The sequence below is a fragment of the Pseudomonas sp. ASL8 genome (assembly GCF_056680355.1).
In genome coordinates this window covers 2,753,732-2,774,297 of the sequence record NZ_CM155278.1, presented here as the reverse complement: position 1 = coordinate 2,774,297, position 20,566 = coordinate 2,753,732, and the positions used below count along the sequence as shown (strand labels likewise).

Sequence of the window (20,566 nt, the reverse complement as noted above, 5' to 3'; positions counted from 1 at the left end):
TGCGTCCCTCTTAGAGTGTCTTGATGACATGTACTGAAATGGTTTCGGAGACTTCACCGAACGAAATGACGTCCAACTCGCGGAAGCGGCCTTCGATGAGTTTCTTGATGTAGCGGCGCACATCCACTGACGACAGGATCACGATGTCTTTCTGGGGGATGTACAAACTGTCCATGCCCACGGCCAAACGATCGATGAGTTCTTCGGAATCGGCCGGTTCGAGGTTTAAAAAGTTGCCGCCTGAGGTCTGCCGTATGCCTTTGCGCACCACCTCTTCGAACTCGGCCGAGAGCAGTAACACGCGCAGATCGTTGCCACTGGCAAACTTGTTGCTGATATAGCGTGCCAGGCTGCCCCGGACGTGTTCGACCAAAGCAATTACGTCTTTTTCACGCGAAGCCCAGTGCGCCAGCGACTCAAGGATCAACTTCATATTGCGTACCGAAATCCGCTCGCCCAGTAGACGCTGCAAGACCTCGGCGACTTTTTGCACCGTGGCATGCCGGTAGACTTCTTTGAGCAAGTCGGGATACCGCCCCTCCATCTCGTCGAGCAGTGTTTTGGTTTCCTGCACGCCGAAGAATTCGTGGACGTTGCGCGCCAGCAGTGTCACTAGACAGCGGTAAAATTCGTCGTAGGCCGGGCGCAACTGGTATCCCAGATCCTCCAGCTTTTCCTGGTCGGAGCTACTGCCCCAGTGGCTTTCTTGCTTATTGCTGTCGAGCCCTGAACTGATTTCCAGGCCAATGCCTGCCAGCTCAGCTGCATAGTTGAGAATACGTAAACGACCGAAATGAATGTCGAACTGATCGGCACGCACCTCGTTGATCAGCACTGCAACCTGGTGCTCCGCAAGGGCATCACTACCGCGTAATTGCGGCTCGGGAATGCGAATCCCGTAATCAATAAAAAATTGGCTGCGGAACCGCTCGGCGATGCGTGCGTTGTTCAGCTCTTCGAGACGCGAGGCTGGCACCAGCAACATCAGTGGTACGGTCTCGGTCGCCAGGTCGTCGATATTTTCGATCAAGCCCAGTTCTCCGCTAGCCGGTTCGCCCTCTCCGACCACCAATTGACCATGGCCGCCAGTCCCCGCCTGCTTGGTCTTGGACCGGTGGCGCATGAAAAGCAGCATTCCTAACGATAAGGACAGGATCACGAACGTCATTAAAGGAAAGCCCGGCAGCACGCCGACCGCTAACGCCAATACGGCAGTGACACCTACCACGAAGGGGTTGCCGAGCATCTGAGTGATGATGTTGCGCCCCAGGTTTGCCTCATCGCCGTTGACCCTGGTGACGATGAAACCGGCACCGATTGCAATCAGCAACGCCGGAATCTGTGCCACCAGGCCATCACCAATGGTCAGCATCGTGTAGGTTTGCAACGCTGTGGGCATGTCCATGCCCAACTGGCCGACACCAATTGCGATACCGCCAATAAAGTTGACGAAAATAATGATGATGCCGGCGATTGCATCACCCTTGATGAACTTCATGGCGCCGTCGAACGAGCCATACAATTGGCTTTCACGCTCCAGAGTGCTGCGTCGCTCCCGCGCTTGAGTGGCGTCGATAACGCCGGCCTTGAGGTCGCCGTCGATACTCATCTGCTTGCCTGGCATGCCATCCAGAGAGAAACGCGCGGCGACTTCGGCGACCCGTTCCGAACCTTTGGTGATGACGATGAACTGGACGATGGTCACGATGGAAAAGATCACGAAGCCAACAATCAGGCTGTCGCCGATGACGAAATCACCGAACGACGCAATGATGTCGCCGGCGTCCGCTTGCGTCAGAATCAAACGGCTGGTGCTAATCGACAGCGCTAACCGAAACAAGGTCGTGATGAGCAGCACTGACGGAAATGTCGAGAAGTTCAGGATGCGTTCGATATAGAACGATCCCATAAAGACCAGCAGTGAGATAACGATGTTCAGACCGATCAGAAAGTCTACCAACCAGGTTGGTAACGGAATAATCAGCATGGCGATAATCGTCACCATGAGCGTCAGAATCAGCAGCTCCGGGCGCGACGTCACGTTCCGCAAAAGTGTATTGAACATGGGGTAGTTCCGAATCGGGAAAACGTTAAGGAGCACTCAAGAATCCGGGGTAGCTCGCCGCTCGATGGTCTCGTGCGCGAAAGCGATATCGGCCAACTGCGTGAAGCTCTCAGCCAATCGCTGCAGCGCTTCGAGATCGGGAAACAGCTCCGCAGGCAGGGCCAGGCAAGCCTTGCGCATGACCTGCAACACCCTCGAGCGCTCGCCGTGGGTGATCAGCAGTACGGTTTCACCGAACGTGCCGTGCAACAGCTGGTCAAGCTCATCCGGATAACGCAACAGCCCGAACAAAAACACCAACAGGTCCGATTCCTCGCGGTCGTGGCGACGGATCAGCTCATCAAGCAAAAGTGTCTTGATGAACGATTCATCAGCGGAACGCAGCTGTTTGAGTTGGGTCAACTTGCTCAGCAACTCGCCAAATTCGCTACGTGAACAACTGGGGTCCTGCGCGTCGATATCCGTGAGCAGGGCTGCCTCGATAAATGCCAACACTGTTGCCCGGTGCTGCTGGCCGTAAAGCGACACCCAGTCCGCATAACATTCAACAGGGCCTTCTTCAGCCTCCAGAAATGAGCGGTAGGTTTCACGCATCAACGTTGCGCGCAGGCCGAGGGTCTTGCCGAACAACCGGCTTTTGAGCGCGCTGTTGATTCCAGCTTTCAGGCGTTTGGGCGGCGCTTGGTCGATCACCGTTTGCAGGATTTTTTCCAGACGCTGCCGGGCCGCTTCAGGTAGCTGTTTCTGGCGCAGCAACTCACGCAGGACCAGTACCAGATCGCTATCGTCAGGAAACATCCCGCGGGCCATTTGCAACAACCATTCGACCGAACGATCGCCAGACTTAGCCAGTGCAAGGATCTGTTTCGCTTTGGGCACTGCGTCATCGTCGAGGATCTTTTCAAAGCCGCCGGCGAGGGTCTCGGTGTTAACTTCAAAGTTGCGCCGATTGCGAAACTGAGTCAGTGCGGCGGACATTTCGTCACTGCTCTGGACGAAGCGCTGAAGCGCACCCGCGGGCGATGCATCGTCGCCAGCGTCCTCAACCGCCTGCGGACCAGGATCGACTTTGGAGGTGTCCTGGAGCACTAACATAGGCGGGCGCGTAGTCGGACCGATGATCGCCATATCAGCGCTCGATCGCTTTGAGAACAGCTCGATCAGTCGCATCGTGCATGCCAAAGTCACTGGCCTTGATAGCGAGCGTACGAGCATCCACTTCCATGGGGCTCACGATTTCTCTCGGCTGAATCAGGAATACGCGAACTGTGTTGGCCTTGCGTGTCTGGCGATAGCTGAACAGACGACCCACATAAGGAATGGAACCGAGCAGGGGTATGCGGCCAATTTGTTCGCCGCTTTCGTCGCGGGTAAAACCACCCACCAACAGGCTTTTGCCTTGGGGAACGCGGGCCACAGTGCTGATTCTTGTACGACCTACGGTGGGCAATGTACCGGCTTCATTGTTTGCGCGATCAATAGTGGCTGCATCAACCTCGCTGCCGTCTTCGATACTCAACGACATTTCAATTTGATCGCCCAGGGTAAAGCGCGGCAAAACACTGACCATGGTGCCGTAAGTGACGTGCTGCAAATCGACGGCATGATCGCCAATTAATTGCGCGTAGAACGTGCGGTTGTTATCGAAGATAGCCGGCACGTTTTCCTGAGTCAGGATAATCGGCCGGGAAACCACGTTGGCGCGATTGTTACGTTCCAGCGCCATCACCTGCGCCATAAAAGAAGCACCATCAAGGGTAGTGGCTGACGTCCCGCCATTGAGGGATGCCGAGAACTGGCTACCCACCTTGACAGCCCCCTGCCAATTGACCCCCAATTGGTTGAGGTCGTCTTTTTGCAGATCAATGATCCACAGCGATAATTCGACGTGACGTTTGGCTTCGTCCAGGGCGAAGGCCAGGTTTTCGATGAAGCGCACCTGGTCCGGCAGCCCCTTGACCAGCAAGCTGTTAGTGTCCGGGTAGGCCACAACACGAATGTTGCCGGCACCCAACTCTCGGGCAATCGCTGTTGATTCGTTGCCGGTAGCACCACTCGACGCAGCGCTGAGGCCCTGCAGTGGAAAATCTGGCATCGCCATCGGACTTCCTGACGCCCCCACCCTACTTACGCTCGTGTCGACACTGCGTTTCTCGCCCCGTAGCAACGCCTCGATAACTGTCGCCATGCCCGGCACGGTGACGCTTTCGTCGCGCATTTCATATTTGCGGTCACCGACGAAGGTGTTTTGCAGGCGAATCACGCCGATGCGCTGCTGTCCCAGTTGCAGGTCGGAGCTTTGGTTGTCCATGAATTGCGCTGCTTGCATCACTAGATCGACGTAAATCGGCGGACCCGAGATGTAGAAGGTGCGCAGGCCATCGGTGCGCAACGGATAGCGCGCATCCAGCAATCCTGAACGGCGAAGAAAGCTCTGAAGTTTGTCGACGGTAATGGTGTTCAGCGCAATGACCGTGCTTTTTGCCTCTGCAGCGTCGTACAAGTAGACGGTCTGGCCATCGTCATAACGAATCAACCCCATCTGCCGGGTGATCTGCTCAAGCGTGCGCTGCGGCTGTTGCAGAGAAAAATCTCCAGTAATCGTTTTACGCGCAACAGCCTTGCTAACGACTATCGGTTTGCCTAGTGGGGCGGAAAGAGCGTCGAAGAACGTGCGCAAACTTTCCTGGCGAGCCATATACCCCTGGCCTTTTTGTGCCGGGGCGGCAATCACAGTCATCGGTATAACGCTGCAAACCAACCACAGCGTGAAAGTAGAAAAGCGACTTTTGGAAATCATTGAATCATTTGCTCGAAAGACGAGTGATATCGATCAGGCTGCTGGGTTTCACACCCACCAACTTCCGTATTTCTTTGGAAAAGTGCGAAGAAGAGGCAAAACCGAACTCCAGCGCGACATCTGTCAAAGATTGCTTGCCCTTGGTCATGGCCAGCAGTGCCTGCGCTGTACGCCATTCCCGCATCTCGGATTTGGCAGCGCCGCCAAGAGCGTGGTGGCAGAGACGGCGAAAATGCGAAACTGATACCCCGTAGCGGCGAGCCAAATCACCCAACTTCTCGCTGGAAGCTCCTTGCATCAATAAGAAGTGCACGAGGCGGTAGTTCTCGCCTTGCCGCAGCAGGCCAGCAAAGACCTGAGCATCGGGCTCACCGGATAACGTTCGGGCGATATACCAGTGTTCCAGCGCCTTATCGCAGCTCAGCGAGTCAGGGGGCACCACCAATGACGCCAGCGACTGACACGCCTGAATCACCGAAGACGGCATCGCCTGGTCGATGAACATTTGCAGCTTCACCAGACCAGCCAGCATCAATGGCAGTATTCGCGCGTTGCCTTCGATCACCGTGACACCCGTGCGAAATGCCAACAGGCCCTGCCATCCGGGCGGGTATACCTGTGGCTGCGCCTGATCACGATCAGCCACGCATAACGGCTGGTCGCCCACCGAGATGGCGATAACCTTCGACGTTAGTTGTGACTGACGAGAACAGTATTCCAACGTGAGACCAGGCATTGGCGCTTGATCAATAGGCATATCCGACGCACCCACAATAAGGTTGCTTCAAGGGATACGGATGATGAAGAGTCGGGGAAATACAATCTTGATGAGATACTGACGGCGCACTGCAGATTGTTGCGGCGAGCCGCACAGACGGTGCTGTGCGGCTTGATGTTTATTCCCAGGTACGGCTGTCGCTGGAGTCGCAGTCGGAGTATTGGCCAGAGGCGTAATCGTGTTCATTCACCCCAAGGGTTATGAAGTCGACCGGTTGATTGCGCGTCAAGTCATTTGGACAGTTACCGGAAGCCGGGACCATAGGTAGTGCAAGGCTTGGTATCTGATTTGCTTTACCAATATTAACAAGCGCCTTGGCCAGCCCATCATATTTTACCCACTGGGCGTCCAGGCGATGGAGCGTACGTTTACATTGCATTTGACCCTGCAGCCAATCCACTGACAGAGAAGCGGCTCGGGAGGCGGTAGCGCTTGAGCCCACGCCCCCACCGGCTAAGGTAATTAGCTGGTGCAGCTCGCCCGAGGTCGACTTGTAATATTCCAACGTTGACATCGCCTTGACCAGAGAAGACTCAACCTGAGCATTTTTTGCCAAAATCAGACGGTTGGCGAATGAAAAGTATTTGGCAGGGTTTTTCTCCGCCAGAGAGACTGCCGCCCTAGCACTGCGACAGACCAAGACTCGAATGGCTAGACCGATACTCATGTGTCAACTCCTGCTAATAGGATGCTGCGGGCCGTTAACCTCTTTTTACTGAGGGGCGCGATGCTGATCAATTTCAACAAGTCATTGAGATAAGTGTGCTCTTGAATCAAGCGTGCAGGTTGTTGAGGTTAGCCGCACAGACGACGCTGTGCGGCTAGTGATTAAGAGTTAAGAGTCAAATTTCCAGTTTTTGACGGACATATACTCCTTTTGGTGATTTGCCACGTCCCCCTCGTCCTTCCACGTCACATGCCTTACAACTTCACTGCGGCGCTCTGGCCCCCAAAACTCCGAGGTTTTTACTTGGGCTGATAGACCAAGGCTCCTGCCGCCGACAGCAGCGAGGGACTCAGCCAGACCGCTATATTTTCCCTGTTTAGCATTGAGGCGATTTACCTCGTTCTGACATTCCCAATGATCCTGATACCGGTCCATTAATGAAGACGCGGATCTTGAAGCTCCTGCACTCGAACCCAGGCTTCCCTTTTGTATATTTCCAACCTCACAGAGCTCGCTAGCCCCTAGCTGGCATCGCTTGAACTCAGTATTGGCTCTGCTCAGAGAGGACTCAATGTGGCTGTTTTTCGCCAAGATCAGCTTTTCAGCGAATGGAAAATACTTGGCGGGATTTATCTGCGCCAATTTGACGGCTGCCGTGGCACTGTGACAAATGTAGGCATGAAAGCGTGTACCGATATTCATGTGTTATCTCCTGCTAAATAGAATGACTCAGGGTTGTTATCCTCGCCGGCGAGTAGAACGTCGCTGCGGCAGTAAGAAATAAAACTGCTGAACCCGAGCATCGCCACGTACTTCCTTTATCGAGAGGCATGATTCTCTGATCATTTACAGGAACGCATTTTTATAATTCGCTCAACGATCTGGAGCCGCTGGCACTGGCACTGGCACTGGCACTGGCACTGGCACTGGCGTCAGGATGACGGAGCGGTTACTTTGCTTTGCAAGCGATACGAGTTCCCATTCCAGTTTTATATATCTAGCCTGTTTGTTTGTTAGCCAGTGTATCTTGAGTTCGCATGCCGGCTGATTTTTAAACCGCTCAACGATCAAAGATTCACTTTTTGATAATACGGTGCGCGAGAGTCGGGTTCGCTGGCATGAATCTACATACTTAAGCAGCTCCGGCCCCTTTAACTCGTTAATGATCAACTTATTCACGGCGTTGATCCTGGCAGAACTGACCTGGGAATTTTTGGCCGCGATTAATGCCTTGGCGAATGAAAGGTGTTTGGCGGGATTTTTCGTCGCCAGCGAAACCGCCGCCTCAGAACTGCGAAAAACATGCGCTCGAATGTAGGTACCCGCGTTAACTTTCATGTGGTATCTCCTATGGAATTCAATGGCGCCGGGGCGCTATCCTCGACAGGGAGCGAGTAGAAAGCGACGCCTGAATTTGCGATATTCGGCCTGCCCGTTGGACGCTTGCAGATCGCATGCACATAGCGAGGGGCCAGCTCTTCAGCAATCTGTCGTTGCCACTGGGCTGCGAATGGATAGACCCCTCTCGGTTCCCGATTGCTGACGCAGTAAAGGCATTTCGCGACATAGCCCTCTAGAAACTCCACAGTGGGCGCGGCGGCGACCGCCCCGTCGCAGGGACTATAAGAAATAAAATTGCTAAACAAGAGCATCGCCACGCACTTCCTGTATAGGGGGGGCGTGATTCTCTAATCATTTTCAGACGGTCATTTACACATTTCGCTCAAGGGCCAGGCGCACAGCCCAAAAAAACGAAAAAAGCCCCGCATCTCACGTTGAGAGCGGGGCTTTTTCATGCCTGTTGGTTGAAAACGGCGCATCAGCTACACCGTTTCAAGCCACTCCCAGGCAGACCTGCCGTGAACCGGGCAGGCTGACAACTGCAATCAAGCGTCGGCTTTATCAGCCGCTGCTTTGGCGGTCGCTTCTTTGACCTGCGTTTGCAGCTCACCACTGGCAAACAGCTCAGTGATGATATCGCTGCCGCCGACCAGTTCACCACCGACCCACAGCTGTGGGAACGTCGGCCAATTGGCATATTTAGGCAGGTTGGCGCGAATTTCCGGGTTCTGCAGGATGTCGACGTAAGCGAACTTCTCGCCACACGCCATCAATGCCTGGGAAGCTTTCGCCGAAAAGCCGCACTGCGGGGCATTCGGAGAGCCTTTCATGTAAAGCAGAATGGTGTTGCTGGCAATCTGCTCTTTAATAGTTTCGATGATATCCATGGAGCACCTCGGCTAAACTTTCCGACTCAGATGTCGGCACGGTGGCGCATTGTAACGGAATCCCGAGCACTGCGCTCGGGCTCTACTCAACCGCCGACGGGTTACTTACGCCGCCGCCACATGCACCGGCACCCCGTTCAGTACGGCGTTGCCTGACAGTGCGTCCAGTCGGTGCTCATCCGTCAGGTCGTTGGCGCTAACGCCCGGCTGCTCGCTGGCGATGCTCATGTGCACCCCTGGGCGCGCATGGCCCCACCCATGAGGCAGGCTGACCACTCCCGGCATCATCTCGACACTGCCCAGGACTTGCACCTCGACCACCCCGACCCGCGAACTGACCCGAACCCATTGCCCGTCAGTCAGCCCGCGGCTGGACAGATCATCCGGGTGCATCAGTAACTGATGACGCGGCTTGCCTTTCACCAACCGGTGATAATTATGCATCCATGAATTATTGCTGCGCACATGGCGACGGCCAATCAGCAGCAGCTCTCCTGCTTGTTGAGGCACCTGCATTGCAGAGAACCGCGCCAGATCGGCAAGGATCACAGCGGGTGCCGCCTGGATCCGCTGATTGGCCGTCTTCAGACGCGATTGAAGGTTGGGTTTGAGCGCCCCCAGATCCAACCCATGCGGATGATCGCGCAACGTCTCCAACGAGAGTTTGTGTTCAGTCGCATCGCCGTACAGCCCGGCGCGCAAACCCAGGTCAATCATGCGTGCTGGCGGGATTGTCGGCTTCAACTCGCGCCCAGCCTTTGCGGCAAATGCCTGGGCCAGGCCGACGAAAATCTCCCAATCGTGCAACGCACCTTGGGGCTTTTCGAGAATCGCACGATTGAATCGCGTGACATTGCGCACCGCAAACATATTGAACGTGGTGTCGTAATGATCGTTTTCCAGCGCAGAGGTCGATGGCAGAATCAGGTCGGCATAGCGCGTGGTTTCGTTGATGTACAAGTCGATGCTAAGCATGAATTCCAGGCCGTCCAGCGCCTGCTCCAGCTTGCGCCCGTTAGGGGTCGAGAGCACCGGATTGCCGGCAACCGTGATCAGCGCGCGGACCTGCCCTTCCCCTTCGCTTAATATTTCTTCAGCCAAGGCAGAAACCGGTAGCTCGCCCGCGTATTCCGGCAGACCCGAAACCCGGCTCTGCCAGCGATTGAAATGCCCGCCCGAGGTCGAGCTGACCAGATCTACCGCTGGCTCGGTACACAGCGCGCCACCGACACGGTCCAGGTTGCCTGTGACCAAATTGATCAGTTGCACCAGCCAATGGCAGAGCGTGCCAAAGGACTGTGTGGAAATCCCCATTCGCCCATAACACACCGCTTTATCAGCACCGGCGAAGTCACGCGCCAGCTGGCGAATCTGCTCCGCCGGCACGCCACAACGCGGGCTCATGGCTTCAGCATTCAGCTGCGCGATAGCCTGGCGCACCTCATCCAGCCCATCCACCGGCAGATGACTGTCACGCGTAAGGCACTCTTCGAACAGGGTATTGAGCATGCCAAACAACAACGCCGCATCCCCTCCGGGCCGCACGAAAATATGTTGATCGGCAATCGCCGCCGTTTCGCTGCGACGAGGATCAACCACCACCACCTTGCCGCCGCGTGCCTGAATCGCTTTAAGGCGTTTTTCAACATCGGGGACCGTCATGATGCTGCCGTTCGACGCCAGCGGGTTGCCGCCAAGAATCAACATGAAATCGGTGTGATCAATGTCGGGAATGGGCAGCAACAGACCGTGCCCGTACATCAAATGGCTGCTCAAATGATGAGGCAGCTGGTCCACGGACGTCGCAGAAAATCGATTGCGGGTTTTCAGCAACCCCAGGAAATAGTTGCTGTGGGTCATCAGCCCGTAGTTGTGCACGCTGGGGTTGCCTTGATAGACCGCCACCGCATTTTGCCCATGACGCTGTTGCAGGGCGAACAGACGGTCTGCGACCAGGTCAAACGCGGCTTGCCACTCGATAGGCTGCCATTCGCTGCCCACTCTGAGCATCGGCTGGCGCAGGCGGTCAGGATCGTTCTGGATATCTTGCAGCGCCACCGCCTTTGGGCAGATGTGACCCCGACTGAAGCTGTCCAGAGCATCGCCCTTGATCGACGTGATCCGGGCCCCGGCACCCTCTTGGGTCGTGGTCTCGATGGTCAGCCCGCAAATGGCTTCACACAGGTGGCAGGCACGGTGGTGGAGGGTCTTGGTCATTGCCAGCCTCATTTTGTTTTGGGCCACCTTACGGCAGCGGAAACAAAACTATGGCGGTTGAGGGGCGAGTACGCCAGAGAGGTTCGTCTTGTGAATCGGGGGGCATCAAGCGGGCCGATACGGCCCGCGCAGGTGTGCCGATGCGCGTCAGTTGATCCGCAGCATCAGGTTATCGGCGTGACTGACTTGTGCTGCATTTGCAACTCATCGACGGTTTCGATCTGCTCCTGAGCGACATGAACGCCGGTCAGTTCGCCGATCAGGCGCCAATGATCATCGAGGCCCACGCTGATGGTCGCCATGCGGTCAATCATGCGCCGCCCCGCCGACCGGGTAATCTCATCGTTGCTACGCAGCAACTCGAATGACATGGACGTTATCGACGCGGTGAGGTGCGTCAGAGTACGTGCCGTCAGTCCGAGTAATTCCGTAAGCTGCTGTTCTTTAGAATCCATTCCCCGCGGCTCCTGTGATGAGCAATTGCTATTTATACCTCAGCCTCGACATTTATGAAATGCTCAACCAGCCCGCTCAGGGCCGGGGCAGACAGTAATGTTATGGAACTGTTACATGATCGACATTAATTGCCAAGGTCTTGGACCCCAGTGTACAAATGCTTCTGTCTTTCCAGAAGTCAGCGAGCTATTGGCAATACGCGACATTTGCTTATAACATCGCGCCTTTCCCTATTCGTCGCCCCGTGCGGCTTTCGCCGCAGGTCTCGCCCGTTTTCCTGATAAAACCCGGCTTTGAGTATCTGCGGTCTGTTGCAAAAAGGTAGTTAATGATGAGCGCAAGGCACTTTCTCTCGATGATGGATTACACGCCAGAAGAGCTAGTCAGCGTGATTCGTCGCGGCATAGAGCTGAAGGACCTGCGTAACCGCGGCGTACTCTTCGAGCCACTGAAAAACCGGGTTCTCGGCATGATTTTCGAGAAATCCTCGACGCGCACGCGCATATCGTTCGAAGCCGGAATGATCCAGCTGGGTGGTCAGGCGATCTTTTTGTCGCCCCGCGACACCCAACTGGGTCGAGGCGAACCGATCAGCGACTGCGCCAAAGTCATGTCGCGCATGGTCGATGCGGTGATGATCCGGACGTTCGCCCACAGCAACCTGACGGAGTTTGCCGCCAACTCCCGCGTGCCTGTGATCAACGGCCTTTCCGATGACCTGCACCCCTGCCAGCTGCTGGCGGACATGCAAACCTTTCTCGAACATCGCGGTTCGATTCAGGGCAAAACCGTGGCGTGGATCGGCGATGGCAACAACATGTGTAACAGCTATATAGAAGCCGCGATCCAGTTCGATTTTCAGCTACGTGTCGCCTGCCCAGAAGGTTACGAGCCCAATGCCGAATTCCTCGCACTGGCCGGTGACAGGGTCAGCGTCGTTCGAGACCCTCGGCTAGCCGTGGCGGGCGCACATCTGGTCAGCACCGATGTCTGGACCTCAATGGGCCAGGAAGAGGAAACCGCCAAGCGGTTGGCCTTGTTCGCCCCCTTCCAGGTGACGCGCGAGTTGCTTGATCTGGCCGCCGAAGACGTCCTGTTCATGCATTGTCTGCCCGCTCACCGCGGTGAAGAAATCAGCCTCGATCTGCTCGACGACCCTCGGGCTGTGGCCTGGGATCAAGCCGAAAACCGTCTGCACGCGCAAAAAGCACTGCTTGAATTTCTGGTCGAGCCGGCCTACCACCACGCATGAGCCAGCCTTTACTGCTGAATCTGCGCAATCTGGCGTGTGGCTATCAGGATCAACGGGTGGTGCAGGACCTAAACCTGCACCTCAATACCGGCGATATTGGCTGCTTGCTGGGCTCCTCGGGGTGCGGCAAGACCACCACACTGCGTGCCATCGCCGGGTTTGAGCCGGTGTATGAAGGTGAAATCACGCTGGCCGGCGAAGTGATCTCGCGCCCAGGCTTCACCCTCGCGCCCGAGAAGCGCCGGATCGGCATGGTCTTTCAGGACTACGCGCTGTTTCCGCACCTGAGTGTCGCGGAAAACATCGGCTTCGGCATTCGCAAACACCCCCGCCTCAAGCAGGTCACCGACGAACTGCTCGAACTGGTCAACCTCGGCACGCTGGGCAAACGTTACCCGCATGAGTTGTCAGGCGGCCAACAACAGCGTGTCGCACTGGCTCGAGCCTTGGCACCGGAGCCTCAGCTGCTGTTGCTGGATGAGCCGTTTTCCAACCTCGACGGTGAGCTGCGGCGGCGCCTCAGTCATGAAGTCCGCGAGATCCTCAAGGTACGTGGCACCAGCGCAATTCTGGTGACTCACGATCAGGAAGAAGCCTTTGCTGTCAGCGATCACGTCGGCGTCTTCAAAGAAGGACGCCTTGAGCAGTGGGATACGCCCTACAACCTCTATCACGAACCGCTGACCCCCTTCGTCGCCAGCTTTATCGGTAAGGGCTATTTCATCCGAGGGCAACTCGTCAGTCCGGAATCGGTGCAGACCGAGTTGGGTCTGTTACGTGGCAATCGCGCCTACGTTTGGGCGACCGGCAGCGCCGTGGACGTGCTGCTAAGGCCAGACGACATCGTCTACGCGCCAGACAGCCCGCTCAAGGCGCTCGTTGTGAGCAAAACCTTTCAGGGCGCCTCGACACTGTATCGACTGCAAATGCCAACAGGCAGCCAACTGGAGGCGATTTTCCCCAGTCACGCTGACTATCGCGCGGGCGATGAGGTCGGGATTCGTGTGGCGGCTGATCACCTGGTGCTGTTCCAGGCAGCCGGCAGTCTCAGGCAAATCTAACTCCTCTACCGGGGCATCAACCGAGCAATAGCTTCCCGCTCGCCACCAAGGTTGCATGCCCACCGATTTTGACGCGCTCCCCCTCCAGTCGACAGAACAGCTCGCCGCCACGGGTCGAGCATTGGTAGGCGGTCAGCCCTTGTTTGCCAAGACGCTTCGACCAATAGGGAATCAGGCAGCAGTGGGTCGAGCCGGTCACAGGGTCTTCGGGGATACCGATAGCCGGTGCGAAGTAGCGGGAGACAAAATCATGCTGGGTGCCCATGGCAGTGACGATAACGCCTGGCCACGGTAAACGCGCCAACGCAGCCATATCGGGCGTGCAGTCGCGCACCGCTTGTTCGGACTCCAGAACCACCAGCAACTCGGTCGAGCCCAACACATCGACGATATCGATGCCCAGCGCGCGCTGAAGCTCGACAGTCACTCCCACTTCGTGAGGCACCAGGGCCGGAAAGTCCAGCAACAACCGATCGTTTTCGCGGGTGACGCTCATGACACCGGACTTGCCAATAAAATCTATCCGCTCGACCGGCTCTTTGTAGACCTCGAATAACACGTAAGCGCTGGCCAGGGTGGCGTGACCACACAGCGGGACTTCCATGGTCGGAGTAAACCAGCGGATGTGCCAACCCTGAGCTTCGCGGACCAGAAACGCGGTTTCCGCCAGATTGTGCTCGGCAGCGATTCGCTGCATCAACTCATCCGCTAGCCAGGCATCCAGTCGATAGACCATCGCCGGGTTGCCACTGAACGGGCGGTTACTGAAGGCGTCGACCTGATGAAATTCAAGCTGCATGAGCTGGCCCGTCCCTGACATTATTTGCCCCAGCATGCGCGTCTGCCGGATGCACCGCCAGTCACAGAACGTGTCGTTATCGACAATACAGAGCGCTAAGCGCGACCAATCCCGGAAAACGTTGCCTGGGTGAGCTCCGCCAGTACAGCAGCCGAAAGCTCCACCTCCAGGCCCCGGCGCCCGGCGCTGACGAAGACAGTGGCGAAAGACTGGGCCGATTGATCAATGAAGGTACGCAACCTCTTCTTCTGCCCTAGCGGGCTAATGCCGCCCAATAAATAGCCTGTGGCGCGCTGAGCGGCTGCGGGATCTGCCATTTCGACTTTTTTGGCGCCCGCTGAATGCGCCAACGCTTTTAGATCAAGACTTCCGACGACCGGGACCACCGCCACCAGCAATTCGCCTTTTTCAGTCACCGCCAACAGGGTTTTAAACACCTGTGCAGGCTCCAGACCAAGCTTCTCCGCAGCCTCCAGACCATAAGAGGCCGCCTTCGGGTCGTGTTCATAACTGTGCACACGGTGCTCTGCGCGAACTTTTTTCAACAAATCCAATGCGGGGGTCATGCAGCTCTCCGGGATGTCGCAGGGCGTTGAGATCAAAACGCCTACTTTAGGACATCTCCAGCCAAAACACCTTATTGGCAGCGATATTCAAGCTATGTCGCCGTCATGGCTGATACCAAAAATAAATTTAAGGGCAGCAATAAGACGTTTCCTACATAGAAATGGGCAACGAACTAAAGACTGGCGGTCCGATTATGGCCTACGGTTCACTTTCGACCTTTGACAGCATTCTTTCTTGTCTATATTTTTTCGATAACGAATATTTTCGGTTTGGTGGTGACTAAGGATCGTTGGCTGCTCGGAGACGGGGACTTCTCTGATGTGGAAAAAGATAAGCGCTGATGACTTTCCTTCAGCGCTTCAGAACAACAAAAAAAGAGGCTTCCATGACAACGGCTATACAGCAACCCCTGCAACAACCGACGCTGACGGGTCAATGCCTGGCTGAATTCCTGGGCACCGCGTTGTTGATTTTTTTTGGTACCGGTTGCGTTGCAGCGCTCAAGGTCGCTGGCGCCAGCTTTGGGCTGTGGGAAATCAGCATCATCTGGGGCATTGGCGTCAGCATGGCGATCTACCTGACCGCAGGCGTATCCGGCGCACACCTCAATCCTGCCGTGAGCATTGCGCTGTGCATTTTCGGTGACTTTGAAAAGCGAAAGCTGCCGTTCTATATTCTCGCCCAAGTGGCCGGCGCCTTTTGTGCGGCCGCTTTGGTGTACCTGCTCTACATCAGCCTGTTCTTCGAATTCGAACACGTGCACCACATGGTTCGCGGGACTCAAGCCAGTCTTGAGCTGGCTTCAATCTTTTCCACATACCCCAATCCCGCGATATCCACCGGGCAAGCCTTCTTGGTTGAAGTGGTGATCACCGCCATTCTCATGTGCGTGATCATGTCCTTGACCGACGACAACAACGGCTTACCCCGAGGCCCAATGGCGCCGTTGCTGATCGGCTTGTTGATCGCCGTGATTGGCAGCGCCATGGGCCCGCTGACCGGGTTTGCCATGAACCCTGCACGGGATTTCGGTCCTAAACTGATGACATTCTTCGCGGGGTGGGGTCCGATGGCGTTTACCGGCGGCCGTGAAATCCCCTATTTTCTGATCCCGATTTTCGCGCCAATCCTTGGCGCCTGTCTGGGTGCTGCAAGCTATCGCGGGCTGATCGCTCGCCACCTGCCCAGCGCCCTTGTTGTAGAGCAGAAGGACGCCAGCGTCGTGCGCAGCAAAGCTCAGGCTTCATCTTGAACCTCACCCATCCAGTGCAAGGCAATCGACATGACTGACACACAGAATAAGAACTACATCATTGCCCTTGACCAGGGTACGACCAGTTCACGCGCCATTATTTTCGACCGCGATGCCAACGTGGTCAGTTCCGCGCAAAGCGAGTTCGTCCAGCATTACCCGCAAGCGGGATGGGTCGAACATGACCCTATGGAAATCTTCGCCACCCAGACCGCGTGCATGACCAAGGCGCTCGCCCAGGCTGATCTGCATCATGATCAGATTGCGGCCATTGGCATCACCAATCAGCGTGAAACCACGGTCGTGTGGGAAAAAGAAACCGGCCGCCCTATCTACAACGCGATTGTCTGGCAATGCCGCCGCAGCACCGAGATCTGTCAGCAGCTCAAACGTGATGGCCTGGAAGACTACATCAAGGACACCACAGGACTGGTCACCGACCCTTACTTCTCAGGCACCAAGCTCAAGTGGATTCTCGATCACGTCGAAGGCAGTCGTGAACGCGCACGCAAAGGCGAGCTGCTGTTCGGCACCATTGATACCTGGCTGATCTGGAAATTCACTGGCGGCAAGGTTCACGTCACCGACTACACCAACGCCTCGCGCACCCTGCTCTTCAATATTCATACCCTGGAATGGGATGAAAAGATGCTGAAGGTGCTGGATATTCCACGCGAGATGTTGCCCGAGGTACGTTCCTCCTCAGAGGTTTACGGCCACAGCAAAAGCGGCATTCCTATTGCGGGTATTGCGGGAGACCAGCAAGCGGCCTTGTTCGGCCAGATGTGCGTCGAACCCGGTCAGGCGAAGAACACCTACGGCACCGGCTGCTTCCTGTTGATGAATACCGGAAAAAAAGCCGTGAAGTCGCAACACGGCATGCTGACCACCATCGCCTGCGGCCCACGCGGCGAAGTCGCTTATGCCCTTGAAGGCGCCGTATTCAACGGCGGATCCACCATCCAGTGGCTGCGAGACGAACTGAAACTCATCAATGACGCGCTGGACACCGAGTACTTCGCCGGCAAGGTCAAGGACAGCAATGGCGTCTACCTTGTACCCGCCTTTACCGGGCTGGGCGCGCCGTACTGGGACCCGTATGCCCGTGGCGCATTGTTCGGCCTGACCCGCGGGGTCAAGGTCGACCACATCATTCGTGCCGCGCTTGAGTCGATCGCCTACCAGACACGTGACGTGCTGGACGCCATGCAGCAGGACTCCGGCGAACGCCTCAAAGCCTTGCGCGTGGACGGTGGCGCTGTGGCCAACAACTTTTTGATGCAGTTCCAGGCCGACATTCTCGGGACGATGGTCGAGCGTCCGCAAATGCGTGAAACCACTGCACTGGGCGCCGCTTATCTCGCTGGGCTGGCCATCGGCTTCTGGGGCAGCCTGGACGAGTTGCGCAGCAAAGCGGTGATCGAGCGCGAATTCGAACCGCAGCTTGCCGAAGAGGAAAGAGAAAAACTCTATGCCGGCTGGAAAAAAGCCGTGAGTCGCACCCGCGATTGGGAACCGCACGAAGAAAGCAACTGATCGACGACTGCCCGCAAGGGCGGGGAGCGGTATGAGTTTCCGGCTGACAGCGCTATTGGGCTGCGGCATGATGGTCGCCATTTGTTTGGCAGCCCGATAGGAAAATCAAAACAATGAACCTGCCTCCCCGCCAGCAGCAGATCCTAGAGCTGGTACGCGAACGCGGCTATGTCAGCATCGAAGAAATGGCTCAGCTGTTTGTCGTGACCCCGCAAACCATCCGCCGTGATATCAATCAATTGGCGGAAATGAGCCTGTTGCGCCGCTACCATGGCGGCGCAGCCTATGACTCGAGCATCGAGAACACGGCCTACGCCATGCGTGCGGACCAGATGCGCGATGAGAAACAACGGATCGCCGAGGCCATCGCCGCGCAGATCCCGGACCACGCCTCGCTGTTCATCAATATAGGCACCACCACCGAATCCATTGCCCGTGCGCTGCTCAATCACAGCAACCTGAAAATCATCACCAACAACCTGCATGTTGCCTCGATCCTCAGCGCCAAGGATGACTTCGAAGTCCTGCTGGCTGGTGGCACTGTTCGCCGCGATGGCGGTGTGGTGGGCCAAGCCTGCGTCGACTTCATCAATCAATTCAAAGTCGACTTTGCATTGGTCGGCATCAGCGGCATCGATGAAGACGGCAGCTTGCTGGACTTTGATTATCAGGAAGTACGGGTGTCCCAGGCGATCATCGCCAACGCCCGGAAAGTGCTGCTGGCCGCCGACTCCAGCAAGTTCGGACGCAACGCCATGGTCCGCCTGGGACCGATCAGCCTGATCGACTGCCTGGTCACCGACGAGGCCCCCGTCCCTGCACTGATGCAGTTATTGACCCAGTACAAGATTCGTCTGGAAGTGGTCTGACCTCCCGACATCTATCTATTGCAGCTTTCATCGCGAATAAATTCGCCCCCCCCCCCCCAGAGACCACAAACGTTCTGCGGGAGCGAGTTCATTCGCAAGGAAAGCGACGTGCGCGTGCCTGACACACTGAATTAAAATGTTCGAATTTATTCACTTCCCTCCCATCAGTATTTTCAATGAATGCACGCTGGATGCGCGCTCTTTATTGCGCTATGATTTTCGAAATTGAACATAAATGTTCGGATTCGCCGTTCGAAGCCATGTTTTGAAGATCCAGACAGGAGGCCATCAAATGCCCCACACCACCTTGCCCGTGCCACCGCTTTCCGAAATCTACGACATCGCCGTCATTGGCGGTGGTATCAATGGCGTAGGGATAGCAGCGGACGCAGCCGGTCGCGGTTTATCGGTGTTCCTTTGCGAAAAGGATGACCTGGCTAGCCATACATCATCAGCCAGCAGCAAGCTGATTCATGGTGGACTGCGCTATCTCGAACATTATGAATTTCGCCTGGTACGAGAAGCACTCGCCGAACGTGAAGTGCTGCTGGCCAAAGCGCCCCATATCGTCAAGCCGATGCGCTTCGTGCTTCCTCATCGTCCGCATCTGCGCCCGGCGTGGATGATCCGTGCCGGCCTGTTCTTGTACGACCATCTGGGCAAGCGGGAAAAACTTCCCGCTTCGCGCAGCCTGCGCTTTGGCAGCGACAGCCCGCTAAACGCCACGATAACCCGCGGTTTCGAATACTCCGATTGCTGGGTCGACGACGCTCGCCTGGTAGTGCTCAACGCCATGGCCGCGCGTGAAAACGGCGCGCACGTTCATACCCAGACGCGCTGCATCAACGCCCGCCGCAGCAAGGGCCTGTGGCACATGAACATGGAACGCTCCGACGGCAGTCTGTTTTCCATTCGCGCCAAAGCGCTGGTCAACGCTGCCGGGCCCTGGGTTGCCAAATTCATTCGTGATGACCTGAAACTCGACTCCCCTTACGGCATTCGCCTGATTCAGGGCAGCCACCTGATCGTGCCCAAACTGTACGAGGGCGAAAACGCGTTCATTCTGCAAAACGAAGATCAGCGCATCGTCTTCACGATTCCGTACCTGGAACGCTTCACCATCATCGGCACCACGGACCGTGAATATCAGGGCGACCCGAACAAGGTGACGATTACCGAAGACGAAATCGACTACCTGCTCAAAGTGGTCAATGAACACTTCAAAAAACAACTGAGCCGCAGCGACATCGTGCGCACTTACTCGGGCGTTCGTCCGCTGTGCAATGACGAATCGGACAACCCTTCAGCGGTGACCCGCGATTACACTCTGTCACTCTCGGGCAGCGCTCAAGAAGCCCCGATCCTCTCGGTGTTCGGCGGCAAGTTGACGACTTATCGCAAGCTGGCAGAATCGGCGATGACCCACCTTGCGCCCTTCTTCCCGCACATGAAACCCAGCTGGACCGCCACTGCCAGCCTGCCCGGCGGCGAAGACATGAGCACGCCACAGGCCCTGAGTGGCGAATTGACGAAACGTTTCGACTGGCTGCCCAGCGACGTTGCCCAACGCTGGGCCCGCACCTACGGCAGCCGCAGCTGGCGCCTGCTCGAAGGTGTACAGAGCCTCGCCGATATGGGCGAGCACCTCGGAGGCGGCCTCTACACCCGCGAAGTCGATTATCTGTGCAGCGAGGAATGGGCCCTGAATGCCGAAGACATTCTTTGGCGTCGCAGCAAGTTGGGTCTATTCACCACGCCGAGCGAGCAGGTGCGCGTGCAGGACTACCTCAATACCGTCACGCGCAATAAAAGCAGCATCGAAGCCGCCTGACCCTCCCCACCAATAGCCTCCTCGCAAAGGGGAGGTTGTTGTGCAGCAGCCTCAAGTCATTCGGTTTTCCGAACGCGCCTCCCCGATTAGTTCGGACTGCCGGACGCGGCCAGATTCTCCTGCGCTCTAAATCCAAATAAATACCATACAAATCAATATGTTAATCCTTGTCACCGCTTTGGCATGAG

The 20,566-nt window shown here is 56.4% G+C and carries 18 protein-coding genes; 6 read left to right on the top strand and 12 right to left on the bottom strand.

Annotated elements, in window-relative coordinates:
- Positions 1-10: 10 nt before the first annotated feature.
- The 10 genes from AC1MEA_RS12655 to AC1MEA_RS12610 all read right to left on the bottom strand — a co-directional run bounded on the left by AC1MEA_RS12655 (position 11) and on the right by AC1MEA_RS12610 (position 11,210).
- Positions 11-2,065, bottom strand: a complete 2,055-nt coding sequence (locus tag AC1MEA_RS12655; RefSeq protein ID WP_480918039.1) for an EscV/YscV/HrcV family type III secretion system export apparatus protein — start codon at positions 2,063-2,065, stop codon at positions 11-13.
- 36 nt (positions 2,066-2,101) lie between these two features.
- On the bottom strand, positions 2,102-3,193 hold the full coding sequence (gene sctW / locus AC1MEA_RS12650; RefSeq protein WP_480918038.1) for a type III secretion system gatekeeper subunit SctW: 1,092 nt from the start codon (positions 3,191-3,193) through the stop codon (positions 2,102-2,104).
- A gap of 1 nt (position 3,194) precedes the next feature.
- Positions 3,195-4,805 (bottom strand): type III secretion system outer membrane ring subunit SctC, encoded by a 1,611-nt coding sequence (gene sctC / locus AC1MEA_RS12645; RefSeq protein ID WP_480918037.1) that lies wholly within the window; start codon positions 4,803-4,805, stop codon positions 3,195-3,197.
- Positions 4,806-4,869: 64 nt separating this feature from the next.
- Positions 4,870-5,430: a helix-turn-helix domain-containing protein gene (locus AC1MEA_RS12640; protein WP_480918036.1), complete on the bottom strand. Its 561-nt coding sequence runs from the start codon at positions 5,428-5,430 to the stop codon at positions 4,870-4,872.
- A gap of 331 nt (positions 5,431-5,761) precedes the next feature.
- The gene (locus AC1MEA_RS12635; RefSeq protein WP_480918035.1) at positions 5,762-6,310 is read right to left on the bottom strand and encodes a hypothetical protein; all 549 of its coding nucleotides are present in this window, start codon (positions 6,308-6,310) and stop codon (positions 5,762-5,764) included.
- 168 nt (positions 6,311-6,478) lie between these two features.
- On the bottom strand, positions 6,479-7,012 hold the full coding sequence (locus tag AC1MEA_RS12630) for a hypothetical protein (protein WP_480918034.1): 534 nt from the start codon (positions 7,010-7,012) through the stop codon (positions 6,479-6,481).
- 171 nt (positions 7,013-7,183) lie between these two features.
- A complete protein-coding gene (locus AC1MEA_RS12625) occupies positions 7,184-7,648 on the bottom strand; it encodes a hypothetical protein (protein WP_480918033.1) in 465 nt (154 codons plus the stop codon).
- Between the two features lie 548 nt (positions 7,649-8,196).
- Positions 8,197-8,538, bottom strand: coding sequence for a Grx4 family monothiol glutaredoxin (grxD, locus tag AC1MEA_RS12620; protein ID WP_219064183.1), 342 nt, complete (start codon positions 8,536-8,538; stop codon positions 8,197-8,199).
- 105 nt (positions 8,539-8,643) lie between these two features.
- Positions 8,644-10,755 (bottom strand): molybdopterin oxidoreductase family protein, encoded by a 2,112-nt coding sequence (locus AC1MEA_RS12615; RefSeq protein ID WP_480918032.1) that lies wholly within the window; start codon positions 10,753-10,755, stop codon positions 8,644-8,646.
- Positions 10,756-10,919: 164 nt separating this feature from the next.
- Positions 10,920-11,210 (bottom strand): hypothetical protein, encoded by a 291-nt coding sequence (locus tag AC1MEA_RS12610; RefSeq protein WP_219064185.1) that lies wholly within the window; start codon positions 11,208-11,210, stop codon positions 10,920-10,922.
- A 332-nt stretch (positions 11,211-11,542) separates the two neighbouring features.
- Between AC1MEA_RS12610 and argF the strand changes: the two genes are divergently transcribed.
- A complete protein-coding gene (gene argF / locus AC1MEA_RS12605; protein ID WP_322181438.1) occupies positions 11,543-12,463 on the top strand; it encodes an ornithine carbamoyltransferase in 921 nt (306 codons plus the stop codon).
- Positions 12,460-13,524 carry an ABC transporter ATP-binding protein gene (locus AC1MEA_RS12600; protein WP_480918031.1) on the top strand — a complete coding sequence of 355 codons (1,065 nt, stop codon included), beginning with the start codon at positions 12,460-12,462 and terminating at the stop codon, positions 13,522-13,524. The genes argF and AC1MEA_RS12600 overlap by 4 nt, the downstream gene beginning before the upstream one ends.
- Before the next feature lie 16 nt (positions 13,525-13,540).
- Here AC1MEA_RS12600 and AC1MEA_RS12595 read toward each other — a convergent pair whose 3' ends face one another.
- Both AC1MEA_RS12595 and ybaK read right to left on the bottom strand, forming a co-directional pair.
- Complete coding sequence (locus AC1MEA_RS12595; protein ID WP_480918030.1) at positions 13,541-14,323, bottom strand: PhzF family phenazine biosynthesis protein; 783 nt, start codon at positions 14,321-14,323, stop codon at positions 13,541-13,543.
- 95 nt (positions 14,324-14,418) lie between these two features.
- On the bottom strand, positions 14,419-14,889 hold the full coding sequence (gene ybaK, locus AC1MEA_RS12590) for a Cys-tRNA(Pro) deacylase (RefSeq protein ID WP_480918029.1): 471 nt from the start codon (positions 14,887-14,889) through the stop codon (positions 14,419-14,421).
- Positions 14,890-15,275: 386 nt separating this feature from the next.
- Here ybaK and AC1MEA_RS12585 point away from each other — a divergent pair, with 386 nt between their 5' ends.
- The 4 genes from AC1MEA_RS12585 (at position 15,276) to glpD (ending at position 20,378) form a co-directional block, all read left to right on the top strand.
- Positions 15,276-16,142: an MIP/aquaporin family protein gene (locus tag AC1MEA_RS12585; RefSeq protein ID WP_480918028.1), complete on the top strand. Its 867-nt coding sequence runs from the start codon at positions 15,276-15,278 to the stop codon at positions 16,140-16,142.
- 30 nt (positions 16,143-16,172) lie between these two features.
- A complete protein-coding gene (glpK, locus tag AC1MEA_RS12580) occupies positions 16,173-17,678 on the top strand; it encodes a glycerol kinase GlpK (RefSeq protein WP_219062057.1) in 1,506 nt (501 codons plus the stop codon).
- A 113-nt stretch (positions 17,679-17,791) separates the two neighbouring features.
- Positions 17,792-18,547, top strand: coding sequence for a DeoR/GlpR family transcriptional regulator (locus tag AC1MEA_RS12575; RefSeq protein ID WP_480918027.1), 756 nt, complete (start codon positions 17,792-17,794; stop codon positions 18,545-18,547).
- A gap of 292 nt (positions 18,548-18,839) precedes the next feature.
- On the top strand, positions 18,840-20,378 hold the full coding sequence (glpD, locus tag AC1MEA_RS12570) for a glycerol-3-phosphate dehydrogenase (RefSeq protein WP_449634662.1): 1,539 nt from the start codon (positions 18,840-18,842) through the stop codon (positions 20,376-20,378).
- Positions 20,379-20,566: the final 188 nt, after the last annotated feature.